The following is a 16,949-nucleotide window of genomic DNA, read 5'->3' as shown; positions in this document are numbered from 1 at the left end:
TTATTAATAACCGATTATTATGGCACTTTCAGAAGAGGTTAATAAGCTAGCCAAATATCTTATGGTATCTGACATACCAAGAAGCGTCGCATACACACTGGTATATATAAAGGATAAGGGCGAGATAACATCAGTGGAAATAGAACGGGAAACCGGTTTAAGGCAGCCTGAGGTTTCCATAGCCATGCAGTGGCTCAGGAGAAAGGGCTGGATAGTAAAAAGGAATATGAAAAAGGAGGGCAAGGGAAGACCAATACATGGTTACAAACTTTCCAAGGATTTCAATGAAATACTGGAAGAGATAATCAACGACCGTGAAAAGAAAATAGAGGAAATAAACAATACAATAAACCAGTTAAAAACCTTTCAGAAATAAATAAAATTTTAAATTTAAATATTTTTATATTGAATTTGGAAAACGTTATGTGTGTATTTGCCATCTGTTTTTATGGGGAGTGTAACATCAGGAATTAAAAACGGCCTTATATCAGGTTTTATCTATTTTATTATAAGTTCAATAGTTAATTTTGCAATTATAATAGTATTTATAGATGAAATCGTGGATGCCTTTGGAATTAAACCTGCATACTATTCAATATTCCTTACTGAATTGATAGATGGTCAAATAAGATCATTATTTATTATAGGGATAGTTTTTGGTATAATTTTTTCCATACTGCTACTTAAGTATTATAAACATGTGCCCGGTAAGGATATGATTTCAAAAACAAATTTTCTGGTCTTAATTCTGTGGTTTTTTGTATTTCTGATAGTGCCTGCATATGAACTGGGAACGGGTATAATAATAGCATTATACTATTATATTGCCTATGCTGTAGCAAATTTTTTCACAGCGCTTTTATTTGGCAGGCTTCTCTTTATTTTTAATAAAAAATTTATAGCGGATAAAAGTAATCATCAATAATTTTTACCATCCTATAAGTACTGTACCATTCATGTTTAATAAATTCCTTGCCGTTAAATATACCTGCTGCCATTGGAGAATTTATGTACATTATATGGTCATCATCAATTTTATAATTAATGTTGTTTAAAATCATTCCCATGGAACCTGGCCTTATGTCAGTAAAGGGATTTAAATGCGTGGTTAGCAATAAATTACTTGAATAACCTGATATTAACCCCTTTTTAAATTCCTTTAATATTTTTTCATACAGTTTTTCATCGTAATTTGGGGAAATAAAATATCTAATATCATCTAAATAGGATGCCATGCCCATGTTATTTATGGGATCTATACCATCTAATATTAAGAAATCCACATCAATTTTTTTTAATAATTTTAAATCTCCATATAGGGAGGTGCCAGAAAATGATAATGGAATCATAATTCCATATAAAAATCCAAGCGGTGTGTTAACCGGCATTGTAGAGTAAAAATATGGCCTCCTGTCTATCTTTGGCATCCAGTAGTTGATTATTATTGTTTCAGAGGTTATGTCATTATCATCGAATGCGAATATATTCTCACCATCCGTAAAAATAACCTTTACATTAGGATTATTGGCGTATTCATTAATGGAATTATCAGAATATATAAAATCCCCAAGGCTTAGTATATTTTTAACATATTTTATTCTATTTCTTGATTTTAAAGAATTTATAAGGGATTTTCCGGTTGTTAGAAAATAACCTGCATCTGAAACTATATATGTTAAATCATCATGAATTTTTATTTTTTTTATATATTTACTGCAAATAATAACTGTTTTTATGTTCATTTTGTTAACAGTGGAGTAAAACAATTCCTCGTTGTTTAAATTATCCTCATTAAATATCATAACCGAATTACCAGCCTTCATGGCAGCAAGTACAGATATCAGGAATTCTGGTGGATTTTCTATTGCAACTGCCACTATATTTTGATATGCGCCGTGAGCTTTTAACTCATAGGCCATTGAATTTATGTATTTGCTAAATTTGAAGTATGTTATGAATTTTCCCCTAAATATCATAAAGGGCTGGCTTTTATTTACACCTGCATTTCTTTCAAAAAGCTCGCATATAGATATTTCTGGTACCTTTAAGGGCCCCTTCAGGAAATTTAACATTAAAAATATATGTATAATCCACTTTTAAATCTTATTATTTATAACATAGGGTATTTTATTAATCATGTCATCTATTGAATAATAATAGCCCAGATCATCATAGCATATTCTTGCAGCCTCCTTATTTATATAAGTGCCAATCATGCATGCCCTTATCAGATTAATATGCTTTGCAGCCATACCGGCTATTAGTCCTGCCAGCATATCGCCGGTTCCACCCATTGTCATCCTTGCATTTCCACCAGATGTATAAAATATGTTATCCCCATCTGTAATTATATCCACCTTGCCCTTTAATACAGTAATGATACCATATTTCTTTGACATTTTAACTGCATTCTCCTCTGTTGCATCAACCCCATAAAACATTTTGAATTCTCCAGCATGTGGTGTAACTGCACATTTTTTACCCTCAAGATGCCCTGGGCTTAAAAGTTTTAATGCATCTGCATCTGCTATTATTATTCCATTATATTTTTTAATAATATTTATAAGGATATCCCTGTATCCCGGGTTTAAACCAAGGCCAGGACCAATTAGTATGGCATCGTTCTGATTAATGTCATCATTATCAAGATCATTAAATGTTCTTACAATTAAACCTGCCGAATAGGAAGAAATTATATTGTAATTATTCTGTGATGTATAAACCCTGACCAGATCCACCCCGGTGTTATATGCTGCCCTGGCCGCTATAATGGCTGAACCTGAATATGTGAATCCTGATATTAATGCTACCCGGCCATTCATACCCTTATGTGAATCCTGTAATGGTTTTGGAATGTATAATAAATCACCACGGCCAGAGTACTTAATTATGTTTTCAGGAATGCCTATATCTGATACAATTATTTCTCCACACGTTTCACTGGTCATGCCATCCTTAATACCTGTAAATGTAACTGTGTAATCTGGCTTTACAGATCCGGGATATGGGAAACCTGACGGCACATCAACCGATACAATTATCTTACCACTTGAATTAATTTTGGATATTACAGAACTGTATGGCTCCCTTGGTGAGCCATTAATGCCTATACCAAAAATTGCATCTATTATTATTTCAGATTCCTGTATATTTTTATCCAGATCCTCTATGGTAAAATATTTTTGATTATTCTCATTAAATGCCCTCCTTGCCTCATATGTTTTAAGATCAAATGGTTCTTTAATAAACTGAATTTTAACGTCCATACAGTTTAAAAAACTGGATGCCATAATACCATCACCCGCATTGTTTCCTGTTCCACATACAATTAAGACCTTTGAATGCTGTTTAAATTTTGATGAAACGAATTTTGCCACCGCCCTTCCTGCATTTATCATTAAATTGTATGTATCGCCGTAGGTTTTTGAGTAATTTAAATCATCCCTTTTTGCCTCAATATAATCCATATAAAATAATTATTTTTGAGTACTTAATATTAACCGCGGATTTAAACAATATGTTTTAATAATAGATTTTGATATTATAATTATGTCAAGAATAGTACTGCATGAAAGAAACAGGCCATATGTTGTTAAGGTTGGCGACAAGGAGGTGCATATATGCGGATGCGGCTTATCAGACAACAAACCATACTGCGATGGTCACCACATGAAAACAGTGGATGAGGGACAGGGAATATTCTTATACGACAAAAACGGCAATCGTGTTGAGGTAAACTCATTTTATGATAATCCCTAAATTAATTTAATTTTTAATCATTATTTAATCAATGTTAATAGTTTTATATTTAATTATTCTTAATAAACTTAACAAGATACCTGCCATAAAAATTATTATAAAACCGCTCAGCTTGCCCGTCATTAATCATAAATCATTTAATGGTAATTTTCATCATTGCGGAAATGGGGCTGTCCGAATTTGAATCGGAGTCTCAGGCTCCCAAAGCCCGTAGGATACCAAGCTACCCCACAGCCCCTAAGAACATAATTTAAAAAAGGTATATAATAATTTATATTACTAAAAATTTAGTTTTTTGTTGTGTTTGCTGTTTTATCTCTCTGTGTCTCCCTTGGTGGTATGATTTTTGCCATTCTGTGATTTGATACATATCCGTAGTATATCATCATTAATACCAGCCATGTACCGCCCACCACGGATATAATTAAAGCAAGGTACTGCATTGCAGAGTCTGTTAATACATCAGGAATGAATGCCGGATTATTGGAGTATCCAAATACATATGGATAAACCCTGAGTTCCAGGAAGGCAACAGATATTATGCTTAAAAGAATTACAAAAGGTTTATAGGAGGCCAGATATGTTGTTGACTTAAACATATAAAGAATTGGTATTATTAATGCAAGAATTATGGGTATTATTATGAAATCTGAGTTTACCATGTAATCCTTTAGTGACAGGAAATAATAGGACGGCATAAATATTGCAAGACCAACTATGACAAGTATTAATGGTAAAACCCTTTCAAAGGGTTTGTTTATATCGGAAAGTCTGTAAAATACCCTGCTTATTCCATTGGCAAGTATTAGTCCACCGATTATAAATCCAATTACATCTGCATGTGAATATAATTTCACAAAATTGGTATAGCTGTTTGAGTAACCAATGCTTGAATATTTTCCGTATCCATAAAGGTACATTCCATATCCACTTGTGATTGCTGCAAGAATCGAAAATGCCATGAGTCCCATTATGAAGGTCGCAACGCCGTATATTATGTATAGCTTTCTCTCATCGAAGTATTTATTGCCATGCCACATGAACTCGGCATATATAATAAAAGCATTTCTCGCAACGAGGAAGAAGATAAATATTGCGAATAACGGGAATAATGAATACGCCATGGCCGGCATTAAAACAGGTATAACATTTTCCATGTCAACAAGCCAAAGCACAAAGAATGTACCAACAACCTCCCAAACCGGGACAATGTATGAAAGCACATTTAATCTTACCTTGTCATTCTTTAAACCGGTTATTACAGGAACAACAGCCATCAATTCTGTTCCAAACATTGTTACCATGGAAGCAACCGCAACAATAAGAAATAAAACATCAAAATGTATAGAAAATAAGTAATCCATTTTAATCACCTCATTCCAGCCTTGGTGCCGGTAGACCCTTTGTTCTTCCTTTCCTCTTCCTTTATTATGTCCCCCTCTCCGAGCTTTAGATCCTCCTCAACATTTGAGAGTTTCATTACCTTTGCGGCGTAGTAAAAGGTTATCGGGAATATTATTATGTAAAACGCTATTATTGCAATACCCAGAGGAAATACTATGGGTGATGTTGATGCAGCCTGTGCAATGGTCATTACACCATAATACATATGGCCGTTAACAAGTATTCCACCCGGTGTTGGTGATTTAATAATAAATGGAACCCTGCCAACCTCTGCTGTGTACCATCCATCCTCCATTGTAAACACTCCCATTACAGCAACCACAAGGCCTCCAATTAATGTGTGCTTCTGGCTTAATGGATCCTTCTTCCTGAAATACTGAACAACGACATATAACCAGAAGAAGCCCATTAATACTCCAAAGCCAACCATAAGGTCAAGTGTATCATGGACGAATGATGGTGGCCATACAGCATAATCGGTTACACCATGATAGGTTGTTAGGTTTATAAGTCCCGGAATGTATCCGTGACCAAAGGTAAATGGATAAGCAAGAAGTGACTGGGCAAGCGGGAGGTTAACATAATATGCAGGATGGTGGTTTATAAGTATACCAAATATATGTTCAGGCGCCCCATACGTTGTGGGAACCAGATCCTGCTCAAGTGCTGCATACTTAATTGGCTCTATGACAAGCAGTGTTGAAAGCTCATTAGATCCGGTTATACCAAGATATATTATATCAAGTATCATAAATACTGCTGTTATATTTATTCCCCTTCTGTATATCATTTTCTCAGATGCATTTGTGGTTTTCATGTATTTATAAACAAGATATCCAAAGATCATTGCAATTCCTGCATAGTATACTGCACCTGACATGTGAAGCTCCTCTGCTGCCGTTGATACTGTTAAGAATGGCTGAAATGGGTTAACTCCAGTAATTACCTTGCCACCTGATGCAAGATACTCAGATATGTTAAACCCATTGGGTGTATTCATCCACGCATTTATTTCTGTGACCGTAAACGCTGAAAGATAGGTTCCTATTGTAACTGCCAGCGATAACCCCCAGTGCTCCCATCTGTTTTTAAAGTCCTTCCAGAAATAAACGTACATTGGCAGTGCAATGGCCTCAAGAAGGAACGAGAATACCTCAACATAAAATGGCCCCATAGAAACCTCGCCAACAAGCCTCATGAAGGTTGGCCAGAACAGGAACAGTTCCATGGCCATAACCGTACCGGAAGCAGTACCTACTGCAAAGAATATCACCAGTGCCTTTGATAATTTATATGCAAGTGTATCGTAATACTTGTCCTTTTTTCTTAGCGCAAGGAATTCGGCTATGGTAACTGTTATGGCAAGGCCCATACTCAATGATACAAGCAGTATATGGGCTGAAATTGTATACGCAAACATAGCAGCATCCCAATTCGGATAAGAAATTATCATATTAATCGGTATTATATAACAAAATCATATTTAAACTTATTTTTTACCTAAATCGTCATAATATATATAATATATCAATTTATGATTATAAATTCATAAATTAAGAAATTTATTTGTATATATTTATGTACTGATAAGGTCTAAATTTTCCAAAGCAATACTGTATTTCCGTGAATTTTGACTTGAATTCAGCGACCTCAGATTTCATTTTTTCAATATTTTTATTTTTCATGATTATATCATTGATTAGTTCAGCAAGATGTTTTACATCATCCTCCTTGAATCCTATTCTGGTTATTTCCTGGGTGCCTATTCTTATTCCGCTTGGATTCTGTGATTTTTTATTATCATCATAGGGTAATAGGTTCTTATTAAGTATTATGCCTGCCTTTTCAAGGGTTTCAGCAACATACTTTCCACCACCCTGTGCAGATACATCCACAGCGAGCGTGTGGGATTTTGTAAATCCATTTTTTTCACCAAGAACCTTAAAACCATATTTATTTAGTTCCTCTCCAAGAAGCTGGGCATTTTTAATTATCTGTTTTGCATAGTCCTCACCAAATTGTAAATGTTCCGCAAGGGTTATGCCAAGGGCAGCCATTGCATTGATGTGATGATTGCTTAATGTTCCAGGAAAGACGCCACGCTGTACCTTCTTCCATTTATCCTCACTGGTTTCACCAATAATTATGCCATGCTGCGGTCCAGGCAGTGTTTTATGCGTGCTTCCTGTTATAATCTCGGCCCCCTCCCTTAATGGATCCTGAAACTGCTTTCCTGCTATTAATCCAAGGACATGTGCACCATCATAAACCACGGTTGCGCCAATTTCATTAAAAACATCATTTAATTCCTTTAACGGGGTAGGAAAGAGGAATACAGACTGACCAAACCAGCATACCTTTGGCTTATTCTGCTTCAAAAGTTTTATTGTGCCATCCACATCTATATTCATTTCATCTATATCAAAGGGATAATTTACTGTTTTAAGTCCCCTAAAACCAACAGCACCAAATGAGGCAGAGCTTATGTGTCCCCCTCCAGAAAGTGATGGCGTGGCGATTAGATCTCCAGGTTTTGTAAATGCATATAGCACAGCCATGTTGGAATTTGTTCCAGATAATGGCCTGGGGTCAACATATTTGGATTTAAATAATTCCCTGCCGAGATCCATTACCCTATCCTCAAGCTGGTCAACATAATAATTTCCCTGATAGTACCTCTTATGTGGCAATCCCTCTGCATATCTAAAGCCGAAATCAGTTAAAAGCATCTCCATGGCCATTGGGCTCATTATATTTTCAGAAGCAATAAGAGGAATACTCTCCTCAAAAAATTTGTTATGTTTCTGGGCAAGCTGTCTAATATACAAGGCATCCTCTAAAAATTCATCCTCTCTGTTTACCATTAAAATAGACAACATTAAAAAGTATATCTAATTTTAGTTTTATATAAAAAATAAATTTATTTTATTTTTTTCTTCTCTCAATATATATCACAGAGCCGATTATTGCAATTATAACTATCACACCTATTATTATGTAGTACATTGTATAACTGGTAAATGGCACATTTGAGACCTCAATCACATGGTTTGAAAAATGTGGTACATAAAGCATAATGAACATTCCCGAACTTGTATTAACATATGAATAATAGGGCGTTGTTGTGCTTGTTTCATTTAGCAGGGTTGATACATTTACCTCCTTTGCAACGCTGCCATCAAATTTAACATAGGCATGCCCGTTGTCCTTTAACACACTGTTACTAATAAATATGGCCACAATTGTTGAATGGTTTACTGTTGAGTTAACATCAAAAACAGCGTTGCTTGTCGTATTTTTGTCAAATTTAAAGTTTATTGACGAGTTATAGTTCACTGTGTTGTTTTCCAGTGTGCCATTAACCCTTTCCAGGGCTATTTCAGACGCTATTTTACCCTTTAAAATTGCACTGGTTAATGTTGTATTTACCGGTACCTTCTGCATTCCGGGTGGAATAACAATGTTAATAAATGCCACGCCATTTACTGGCATTATGGTTATATTCTGACCTTTAATTACGAATTTTCCATTATGTACAAATATGAATGCAACTGTTCCATTATTGTCTATTATTATCATATTTTTTCCCGCATTTATTACATGATTAAAGTTGGCCATAACATTGACAGACATTGAAGCGTTTCCAAATACCGTGCTATTGGCCTGTGCATTTAAAGAGGCATTTGCCGACGCACTGACCTGCATATTGTTTGTAGTATTGTAAATTTTAGCACCCGACGGGGCATTTATATGAAAATACGTATCATGAATCATTATATTGCCCTCCAGTGCAGGATTGTTGTGCATTACTATAAAAGTTGAATAATTGTAATAAATCATAAGACTGCCAAGGGTGTTTATAGAACTATAACCTGAGGAGCCCGACTTAAATAAGGGATTAGTAATGGGGCTTGAGGTAAGTGAAGAATTTGCATACATGTTGCTAATTATCATGGTTCCTGTTGGATTGTATGTTATATTTGAGAAATATCCATTTTTATAATTCAATTTTAAATACTGCCCGTATACTGTATTGTTTTTATAATTATAATTAAGCTTTGCACCATAATTCCCCCTGCTATGGAAATGGTTAGTTATCGTTCCAGAAAATCCCATTCCGGCTCCCATCCCGCTGGAAGGGGACATGCTGTTAACATTTCCCTGAACGGCAGGCAGGGCGGACATAACACCTAAAAGCATAAACGCTACAAGTATTGTGGCTATTATTATCTTAATCTTCATAAGTTTAAATAACTAAATTACCTATTAAAGGTTTATTATATGCTTATTTCACTAAATTATTAATTAAAATATATTTATAATTATACAATATTTCTCAAAACTTACAAAATAACTTATAATTTGAGGTAATTACCATTCAAATGATCTTAATAATTGCATCTGAACAGGACGGGGCAAGCACTGCCATGGCTAAAAAATTGCTTGAGATTTTTCCTTTTGAAAGAACTGGTGAATCAGAATATAAGTATGGTGATTATACATTAATGTTTATTAAAGAACTCCATATTTACTCTAATTTAACGATACATGACAATGTTAGTACTGTCATATTTCTATCTAAACATTCATCCAGCGCTGGGGTTAAATCATTAACAGTTCACCCAATTGGAAATTTTAGAGAGGCAGCGCTTGGTGGAAAAAGCAACATTATAGTAATGTCTGATCCCGAATACATGAGTGCCAGCCTGAGGTATATTAAAAATAACTATAATGATAATCATTTTGAGGTAACCTTTGAGGCAACACATCATGGGCCATATCTTGAAAAGCCATCATTCTTTATTGAAATAGGAACAACAGAATCAGAATGGTCACGGGAAAACATACAGGAAATAATGGTAAGTTCCATAATAAATCCGGAAATTAAAAAATATAAGAATTTCGTTGGTGTTGGTGGTGGTCACTACGCACCAAAGATAAGTGAATATTTTTTTAAAAATGATATAAACATCGGCCATATAATACCAAAGTATGTTCACGATACTGTTAGTTTAGAAGAAATTGAAAACGCAGTAATTAAAACACCGTTATGCTCTGGTTTTCTAATGGATTCGCATGGTACAAAGGCAAGGGTAAAATCAATGATTGAGGATGTTGCAGACAGATATTCCCTTGAAATAATAAGGGATTAATTTTTAAAAATAATTGGTATTTGAATTATTAAAAACTATTATTTTTAACCTTATATTATAAATGCAGGGGCTGAAATTATATTTAAATGGTAAAAATTTATATATTATAAATTATTAAATTGTTTAACAAGTGAAAAAAATGGAAATAGATATGGAGGAAAAGCCTCCAGGTAGGCCATTAATAAAAGACTCTGATCTTGGTAATTTTTTAAAAAGGGAGAATATTTATTTTAAATATGAGGGTTATAATCCCACAGGTACACAGAAGGATCGTATTTCCGAAAACCATGTAAAAAATGCAATTGCACATGGATATGATACAATATCTGTTGCAACATGTGGTAATTATGGCGCATCCATAGCATATTATGCAAGAAAATACGGCCTTCACTCCGTTATAGGAATACCCTCAGATTATATTAGCGCCAGAAGGGATGAAATATCATACTATGGTGGAGAAATAATTGAAAAGCCTGTGAAATATGAGGAAATGGTGGATTATATAAGGGAGCTATCGGCCTCAAATGGATGGTATGATGCAAGCCCCGGTTCAGCCAACTCAAAGCTTGATTATTATTCATATTCCACAATCTCTGAGGAGATATATAATGAGCTTGGAAGAATGCCGGAATACGTTTCAGTGCCTGTTGGCAATGGAACAACAATGTACGGTGTCTACCTTGGTTTTAAGAGAATATCAATGAAAACAGGAGAAAAAATTCCATCATTTATAGCCAATAGCACAATCAATGGCAACCCAATCATATATTCATTTTTAAGGGGTTATAAAAAAATAAGGGAATTAAATCCAGATAATATTCAGGAAACAAAGATAAATGAACCCCTTGTTGCCTACAGGTCATATGATGGTCAGAAGGCCCTTAATGTTTTATATGAAACACATGGCCGGGCCCTTTATTCAACAGATGAGGAGATGTTATATATATCAAAAGAGCTTGAAAGACTCGATGGTTTATCCGTGCTTCCCGCCTCATGCTCTGCCGTATCAGGGGCTCTAAGGGTTGTTAGGGACGAAACATGTGTTATACTTCTTACGGGGAGGAATTAAAAATGGAAAAGGCATCGGTATTATCGGAGGGTTATTTTGCCACCACTTACGGTAAAACAGCAAATGGTCTTGTAAGGTTTACAAAGAGGTACCAGATCACATCAGTAATAGATTCAAGGTATTACGGCATGGATGCTGGTTACGTTTTAATGGGTAAACCAAACAACATCAAGGTAATATCATCAATTGCCGAGGCAAGGGCACTCGGGTCTGAAACATTAATAGTTGGTGTTGCAACAGATGGAGGATACCTTCCACTGGAATACAGACCATATATAAGGGAGGCAATTGAATCTGGCATGAATATTGTAAGCGGTTTGCATCAGTATATAAGTGATGACCCAGAATTCTCGGAGCTTGCACTAAAGCATGGAGTCTATATAACAGATGTAAGAAAGATATTTAACAAATATGAATACTCATTTACAGGGAAAATAGATGAGGTTAAATCAAAAAAAATAGCAGTCCTTGGCACAGATAGCGCCATTGGTAAAAGAACAACAGCAGTATATTTAAATAATGCAATGATTAAGCATGGAAAAAAATCTGAGCTTATTGGCACAGGCCAGACATCATGGATGCAGGGATTTCCCTATACTGTTGTTATGGATTCAATAATAAATGATTTTGTTGCCGGTTCACTTGAGTATATAGCATACAAGGCATGGACTGAGGAAAAACCAGAATACATGTTTCTGGAGGGTCAGGGATCTATACTTCATCCTGCATATCCCGGTGGCTTCGAAATTATAGGCGCTTTAAGGCCAGATGCAATTATACTGCAGCACGCCCCCAAAAGAAAATTTTATGACGGTTTTCCTGAATATACAATACCACCGCTGGAAAAATATATAAAGGTGCTGGAACTTGTTTCAGACAGGCGGGTTATTGCCATAGCACTGAACACCGAGGAAATGACAAAATCTGAAATAGCTGATGAAAAGCAGAGGCTTGAGAGAAAATTTGGAATACCTGTTTTTGATCCATTAGAGGAGTTCGAAAGAATTGCAGACGTAATAGCTGATATGTAATGTTTATTGATAATATTATCTCTTTTAATAGCATCGAGGTTAGTGTTTTATCCATTGAAAAACGCAGAATTATTGGTGATATAAAATATGATGATAATCACTTTAAGCTAATTTTTACATTTAAGGAGGATATTACAGCTGATAAAAATATTGCCGGTCTTATAGTTACAATGCCTGTAATTAATTTTACATATTTTTCAAGGAGGCTTGTATTAAATTATCCATTGTCAAAAACAGACCTAAATTTAATTAAAAATTTTGTAGTAATAAACGCAAGGGAGGTTTTCATTAATAAAATAATTAACAGAAGATATGATTTCATTAAGGAAGAATATATACCAAAGGATAATGATATTACAGAGGAAAATGCATGCGGCATAACTGAGGTTACTGCCAGTCAAATAATAGACGATAAATCTTATGATGAGATGGATCAAAATAATGTTTTAATAATGTCCTCTGGTGGCAAGGAGAGCCTTCTTGGTTACGGTATTTTTAATGAAATAAATGCTAATGGCAAAAATTACGCATTCTTTTTTGAGGAATCAGGCGCCCACTGGTTAACAGCAAAAACAGCATTTGATTATTATGAAAAAAATTTTAAAAATGTAATAAAAACATGGTCGAACGTTGATAGATTTTACCATGAAATGTTAAGGCATATTAAAATACTAAGGCAGGATATGATCAACATAAAGGCTGATGATTATCCAATACAGGTCTTTATTTTCCCAATTTATATATTTTTGACATTACCCCTGATCTTAAAATATAAAATTGGCAACATCATCATGGGTGATGAATTTGATGACCCCCGAGAAATGGGGAAATTCCATGGTATTGAATACTATTATGGCATATTCGATCAGACCTCATATTTTAATGAAATGATGTCAGAATACCTGAGAAATAAGGGAATAAATACAAGAGTTTATTCAATAGTTTACCCAATTACCGGATCTCTTGAAGAAAAAATTCTGATAGGCCGGTATCATGATTTATACTTAAATCAGAGGTCATGTCACTCATGCCATGAAAAAAATGGTTTAATATATCCATGTGGGAAATGCTCAAAATGTCTTGGCATTTTACTTTTTATCGAGGCTAATGGCGGGAATCCGAAGGAAATATTATATTCAGACGATGACATTAGATTGCTTGAGAGGAGGGTTTTAAGGGCAAAAATGAGGCTTGACCCTGATGAACTTAAATATACTGAAACAAAACTTGGTTTTATTAATGGAAATCCAAATGATTACGGCCATGTCAACGGGATTCACATACTTCCATATGAAAAAGCCATGTTTTCGCTGGTTCCTGAAAACTTTAGGGATAATATAATAAATATAATTAATAAATACTCTGATGGAACATATACTCTTAAAAACGGCACATGGGTAAAAACTTAAAAAAATAATTTTTCGGCATCCCTGCATTCCTCATTATTCTTGCATTTTTTATATTCCTCCAGCGGTTCCATATTAATTATTATGAAATTCTGTGCCCATGAGTACTTTGACAGAACCTCAAATGCGGCATCAGGATATCCCATGATATAAAGAGAGGCTGCAAGAGCCTCCAGTGATGATAATTTTCCCGGCTTTCCATAATTAACTGGATTTACAGGTAAGAGAAGTGGAAGCCTTCTTGCGTTTTTTACCCTTAAATTTTTTATTGTATCTATTAAATTCCATGAACCATCTATAAGGCAAATGCCATAATTTGTGTAAATAAAAGAGTCAGAATTTAAAAGATATGTATCAGAATACGGGGTTAAAACCAGCTTTTTTCCTATCATATTAGCCCGTATTTTAATGGCAAGACCATAATGCTCCAGTTTTTTCATTGTGGATTTTTTTGGGTCATCCTGTTTTAAATATACATAATATATTCTATTCTGCAAGATCATCACTTTTAAAGCCCAAATCTTCTAAATACCATATTTTTAACAGTATCCATAATGAATAAAAATGCAAATCCCAGTATTATATCATATACTATAAAAACAGCAGGAATTGCTGTTACAAGTATACCATAGTATGATATTAATGATATGAACAGAAAATCAGCAATTGATGCTGTTAAAAGGTATTTTGATGGCATAGAATTCCAGAACCTTTTCCTCTCCCTTATGGCAAATACAGTAAACTGGCCGGAAAAAACAAGCATATCAAATATAAATGTATGCATCTCACTGTGTGTTAAATGAAAATAGGTACCTATATAAAGTGCTATAAAACCTTCAAGTATTACTGCAAATGCCAGACTAATGGAACTGTAAACAAGTGATTTTACGTTCCATTTTTCTGGGTGCATTGAGTATCTCACATTATCTGTGGCAAGTGACATTGTAACAAAATCATTGGCAAAAAGAAGGAGTATAACATCGAATGGGGTTGTTACAAAATATTTAATCACAAAAAACGATAATGTTAAAAATATTACAACCTGCATTGTTTTTATGATCTTATTAAGAGTATATGTTAGCATTCTCTGATATATTTTTCTTCCTATTTTCACTGATTTTACTATATCCTCTATCCCCTCATGCGTAAGAACTATGCTGGCTGACGCCTTCGCAACATCTGTGGCAGTGCTTACCGCAATTCCAACATCAGCCTGTTTTAATGCCGGGGCATCATTTACACCATCACCGGTCATGCCGGTTATTTCACCAGCCTTTTGTGTAAGCTTTACTATGTTATATTTATCCTCAGGAAATACCTCGGCAACAATTCCACATTTTAGTATGTCATTTTCAGATTTTATGGTGCTATTCTTGCAGAGGTCACCTTTTATTCCCACCTCCTTTGCTATTTCCACCGCAATTGGTCCATTATCACCAGTAACCATTCTTGGTGTGATGCCCATTGAATACAGTTCAGATATAAGCTGCTTTGAATCCTCTCTGGGGGCGTCATAGATGGCCAGCAATCCAGAGAGCCTGTATTTACCTGACGTGCCAGATGCAACACCGAGCATTCTAAATCCCCTTTCAGCCTCCTTATCAACTTTTTCCTCTATGGTGGAATAATCAACACCAGCAAGTTTGCATATTTCCTGTGGCGCCCCCTTTGCAACATTTATGCCATTTGTTAAATGACTAGATGTCATTTTTGTGGAAGGGTCAAAGGGTGTGAAGCCATCCCTAAGTGAAAAATCAACCTTTATGTTTTTATCATTTGCATACTTTAGCACTGCTGAATCTATTGGATCATCACTGCTTTCCTCTGATGCCATGGCAGCATAATATAATATACTATTCTCATCATCGTTTACAGGTATTACCTCTGCAACAGAAAGTATATTCTTTGTTATTGTCCCAGTTTTATCCATATATAATGTTGTCATAGATGCGGCATCCTCTATTGCATTCAACCTTGTTACAAGTGCTCCGGTCTCGGATGCCTCAAGGGCACCTATTGCCATGGCTATGGTGAATGTTGCTGGCAGTGCCACAGGCACGGAGGCTATTAGAATTACAAGTATAAATGGTAGAACATCTGAGAGGCTTATATTTATAAGTATTGAGTATGCTGCAAGAATAATAACAAGGGAAACATCAACTATTATTAGATATCTCACTATTCTCATTATTAAATTTTCCATGTGGGATGCGGCCTTGGCTGTTCTGACCAGCTGTGCAGTTTTTCCGAAAAATGTATTTTCACCTGTTGCGACAATTATCGCATCGCATTCTCCACGTCTTACTATTGAACTGGAATAGATAAGATCCGGGTTCTTTCTTTCAACTGCAAGCGATTCGCCTGTTAATGCCGACTGGTCTACCTCTATATTCCCATTTATTATTTTCGCATCGGCTGGAACAACATCACCAAGCTTTATATGAACAACATCACCAGGCACCAGGAGTGATGAGTTTATCACCTTCCATGACCTGTCCCTTAAAACCACGGCCTTAACAGAAAGCTTCTTTTTTAATAATTCCAGTGCATTATTTGCCCTGGATTCCTGCGTGTAACCAACTATTGAATTAAAAATTAATAGAAATAATATAATGTACATGTCATCATATTTCTTTAAAATAAATGTTATAACTACTGTTATTTCAAGCATCCAGGCTACCGGGTTCCAGAACTTTTTAAGAAATTTAATTATATTACTCTCCTTTTTTTCACTAACCTCGTTATAACCATATAGGGAGATCCTTTTTGTGGCCTCATTCTCAGTTATACCATCCTTTGATGAGTTTAACGAAGAATAAACGTTATCCAAAGGCATATCCTCAAATTTTGATTTCAATAAAAACAAATTATTACACACTATATAAGTTTTAATTTTTACCTGAAATTAAATAAATTATGTAGCTTTTATCATTAATAACAATAAAGTATATCTGAAAATATAATAAAACTGTATATCCTTAATATTCGCTGATAAATAAGCATACTTAAAATCTTTGAATAACATTAATTGTTTTTATAAAACATCAAATCACTAAAAAATAAAGTAGTTAATATTTAAAATATCATTATTTACAGAAATAATAACATTAGATCGGAAGAGCGTCGT

15 protein-coding genes and 1 tRNA gene are annotated in these 16,949 nt (G+C 34.7%); 7 read left to right on the top strand and 9 right to left on the bottom strand.

The features are described 5' to 3' along the window. Positions 1-19 precede the first annotated feature (19 nt). Together AOG55_RS02040 and AOG55_RS02035 are read left to right on the top strand one after the other, a co-directional pair. Positions 20-376 carry a MarR family transcriptional regulator gene (locus AOG55_RS02040; protein ID WP_175266884.1) on the top strand — a complete coding sequence of 119 codons (357 nt, stop codon included), beginning with the start codon at positions 20-22 and terminating at the stop codon, positions 374-376. 51 nt (positions 377-427) lie between these two features. After that, a complete protein-coding gene (locus AOG55_RS02035; RefSeq protein WP_048102031.1) occupies positions 428-925 on the top strand; it encodes a hypothetical protein in 498 nt (165 codons plus the stop codon). On the opposite strand, the gene AOG55_RS02030 is transcribed toward AOG55_RS02035, so the two are convergent. Then, positions 897-2,072, bottom strand: coding sequence for an AMP-binding protein (locus AOG55_RS02030; protein ID WP_048102030.1), 1,176 nt, complete (start codon positions 2,070-2,072; stop codon positions 897-899). The genes AOG55_RS02035 and AOG55_RS02030 overlap by 29 nt on opposite strands. A gap of 24 nt (positions 2,073-2,096) precedes the next feature. Next, the gene (locus AOG55_RS02025; RefSeq protein WP_048102029.1) at positions 2,097-3,467 is read right to left on the bottom strand and encodes a bifunctional ADP-dependent NAD(P)H-hydrate dehydratase/NAD(P)H-hydrate epimerase; all 1,371 of its coding nucleotides are present in this window, start codon (positions 3,465-3,467) and stop codon (positions 2,097-2,099) included. Between the two features lie 82 nt (positions 3,468-3,549). On the opposite strand from AOG55_RS02025, the gene AOG55_RS02020 reads away from it, so the two are divergent. Then, entirely contained in the window at positions 3,550-3,759 is a 210-nt protein-coding gene (locus AOG55_RS02020) for a CDGSH iron-sulfur domain-containing protein (protein ID WP_048102028.1), read from the top strand. A 165-nt stretch (positions 3,760-3,924) separates the two neighbouring features. On the opposite strand, the gene AOG55_RS02015 is transcribed toward AOG55_RS02020, so the two are convergent. The 5 genes from AOG55_RS02015 to AOG55_RS01995 form a co-directional block, all read right to left on the bottom strand. Continuing rightward, positions 3,925-3,997, bottom strand: a tRNA-Pro gene (locus AOG55_RS02015). Positions 3,998-4,046: 49 nt separating this feature from the next. Further along, on the bottom strand, positions 4,047-5,123 hold the full coding sequence (locus tag AOG55_RS02010; protein WP_048102027.1) for a hypothetical protein: 1,077 nt from the start codon (positions 5,121-5,123) through the stop codon (positions 4,047-4,049). A 5-nt stretch (positions 5,124-5,128) separates the two neighbouring features. Next, positions 5,129-6,583, bottom strand: coding sequence for a cytochrome ubiquinol oxidase subunit I (locus AOG55_RS02005; RefSeq protein ID WP_231563437.1), 1,455 nt, complete (start codon positions 6,581-6,583; stop codon positions 5,129-5,131). 142 nt (positions 6,584-6,725) lie between these two features. Beyond that, on the bottom strand, positions 6,726-8,027 hold the full coding sequence (gene glyA / locus AOG55_RS02000; RefSeq protein WP_048102025.1) for a serine hydroxymethyltransferase: 1,302 nt from the start codon (positions 8,025-8,027) through the stop codon (positions 6,726-6,728). A 61-nt stretch (positions 8,028-8,088) separates the two neighbouring features. After that, complete coding sequence (locus tag AOG55_RS01995) at positions 8,089-9,405, bottom strand: hypothetical protein (RefSeq protein WP_055040832.1); 1,317 nt, start codon at positions 9,403-9,405, stop codon at positions 8,089-8,091. 140 nt (positions 9,406-9,545) lie between these two features. On the opposite strand from AOG55_RS01995, the gene AOG55_RS01990 reads away from it, so the two are divergent. The 4 genes from AOG55_RS01990 to AOG55_RS01975 all read left to right on the top strand — a co-directional run bounded on the left by AOG55_RS01990 (position 9,546) and on the right by AOG55_RS01975 (position 13,825). Next, positions 9,546-10,316, top strand: coding sequence for a D-aminoacyl-tRNA deacylase (locus AOG55_RS01990; RefSeq protein WP_055040831.1), 771 nt, complete (start codon positions 9,546-9,548; stop codon positions 10,314-10,316). A gap of 139 nt (positions 10,317-10,455) precedes the next feature. Further along, complete coding sequence (locus AOG55_RS01985; RefSeq protein ID WP_055040830.1) at positions 10,456-11,385, top strand: pyridoxal-phosphate dependent enzyme; 930 nt, start codon at positions 10,456-10,458, stop codon at positions 11,383-11,385. 2 nt (positions 11,386-11,387) lie between these two features. Continuing rightward, positions 11,388-12,416: a DUF1611 domain-containing protein gene (locus tag AOG55_RS01980; protein WP_055040829.1), complete on the top strand. Its 1,029-nt coding sequence runs from the start codon at positions 11,388-11,390 to the stop codon at positions 12,414-12,416. Beyond that, positions 12,416-13,825: a hypothetical protein gene (locus AOG55_RS01975; RefSeq protein ID WP_055040828.1), complete on the top strand. Its 1,410-nt coding sequence runs from the start codon at positions 12,416-12,418 to the stop codon at positions 13,823-13,825. Before AOG55_RS01980 ends, AOG55_RS01975 begins: the two co-directional genes overlap by 1 nt. Here the strand turns inward: AOG55_RS01975 and AOG55_RS01970 are convergent. Both AOG55_RS01970 and AOG55_RS01965 read right to left on the bottom strand, forming a co-directional pair. Beyond that, on the bottom strand, positions 13,822-14,325 hold the full coding sequence (locus AOG55_RS01970; protein ID WP_052656816.1) for a DUF367 family protein: 504 nt from the start codon (positions 14,323-14,325) through the stop codon (positions 13,822-13,824). The genes AOG55_RS01975 and AOG55_RS01970 overlap by 4 nt on opposite strands. Before the next feature lie 5 nt (positions 14,326-14,330). Further along, positions 14,331-16,679, bottom strand: a complete 2,349-nt coding sequence (locus AOG55_RS01965; protein WP_048102021.1) for a plasma-membrane proton-efflux P-type ATPase — start codon at positions 16,677-16,679, stop codon at positions 14,331-14,333. Positions 16,680-16,949: the final 270 nt, after the last annotated feature.

The organism is Acidiplasma cupricumulans (assembly GCF_001402935.1).
Lineage (GTDB): Archaea > Thermoplasmatota > Thermoplasmata > Thermoplasmatales > Thermoplasmataceae > Acidiplasma > Acidiplasma aeolicum.
The sequence above is the reverse complement of the archived record's forward strand: the minus strand, read 5'-3'. Positions and strand labels throughout refer to the sequence as shown.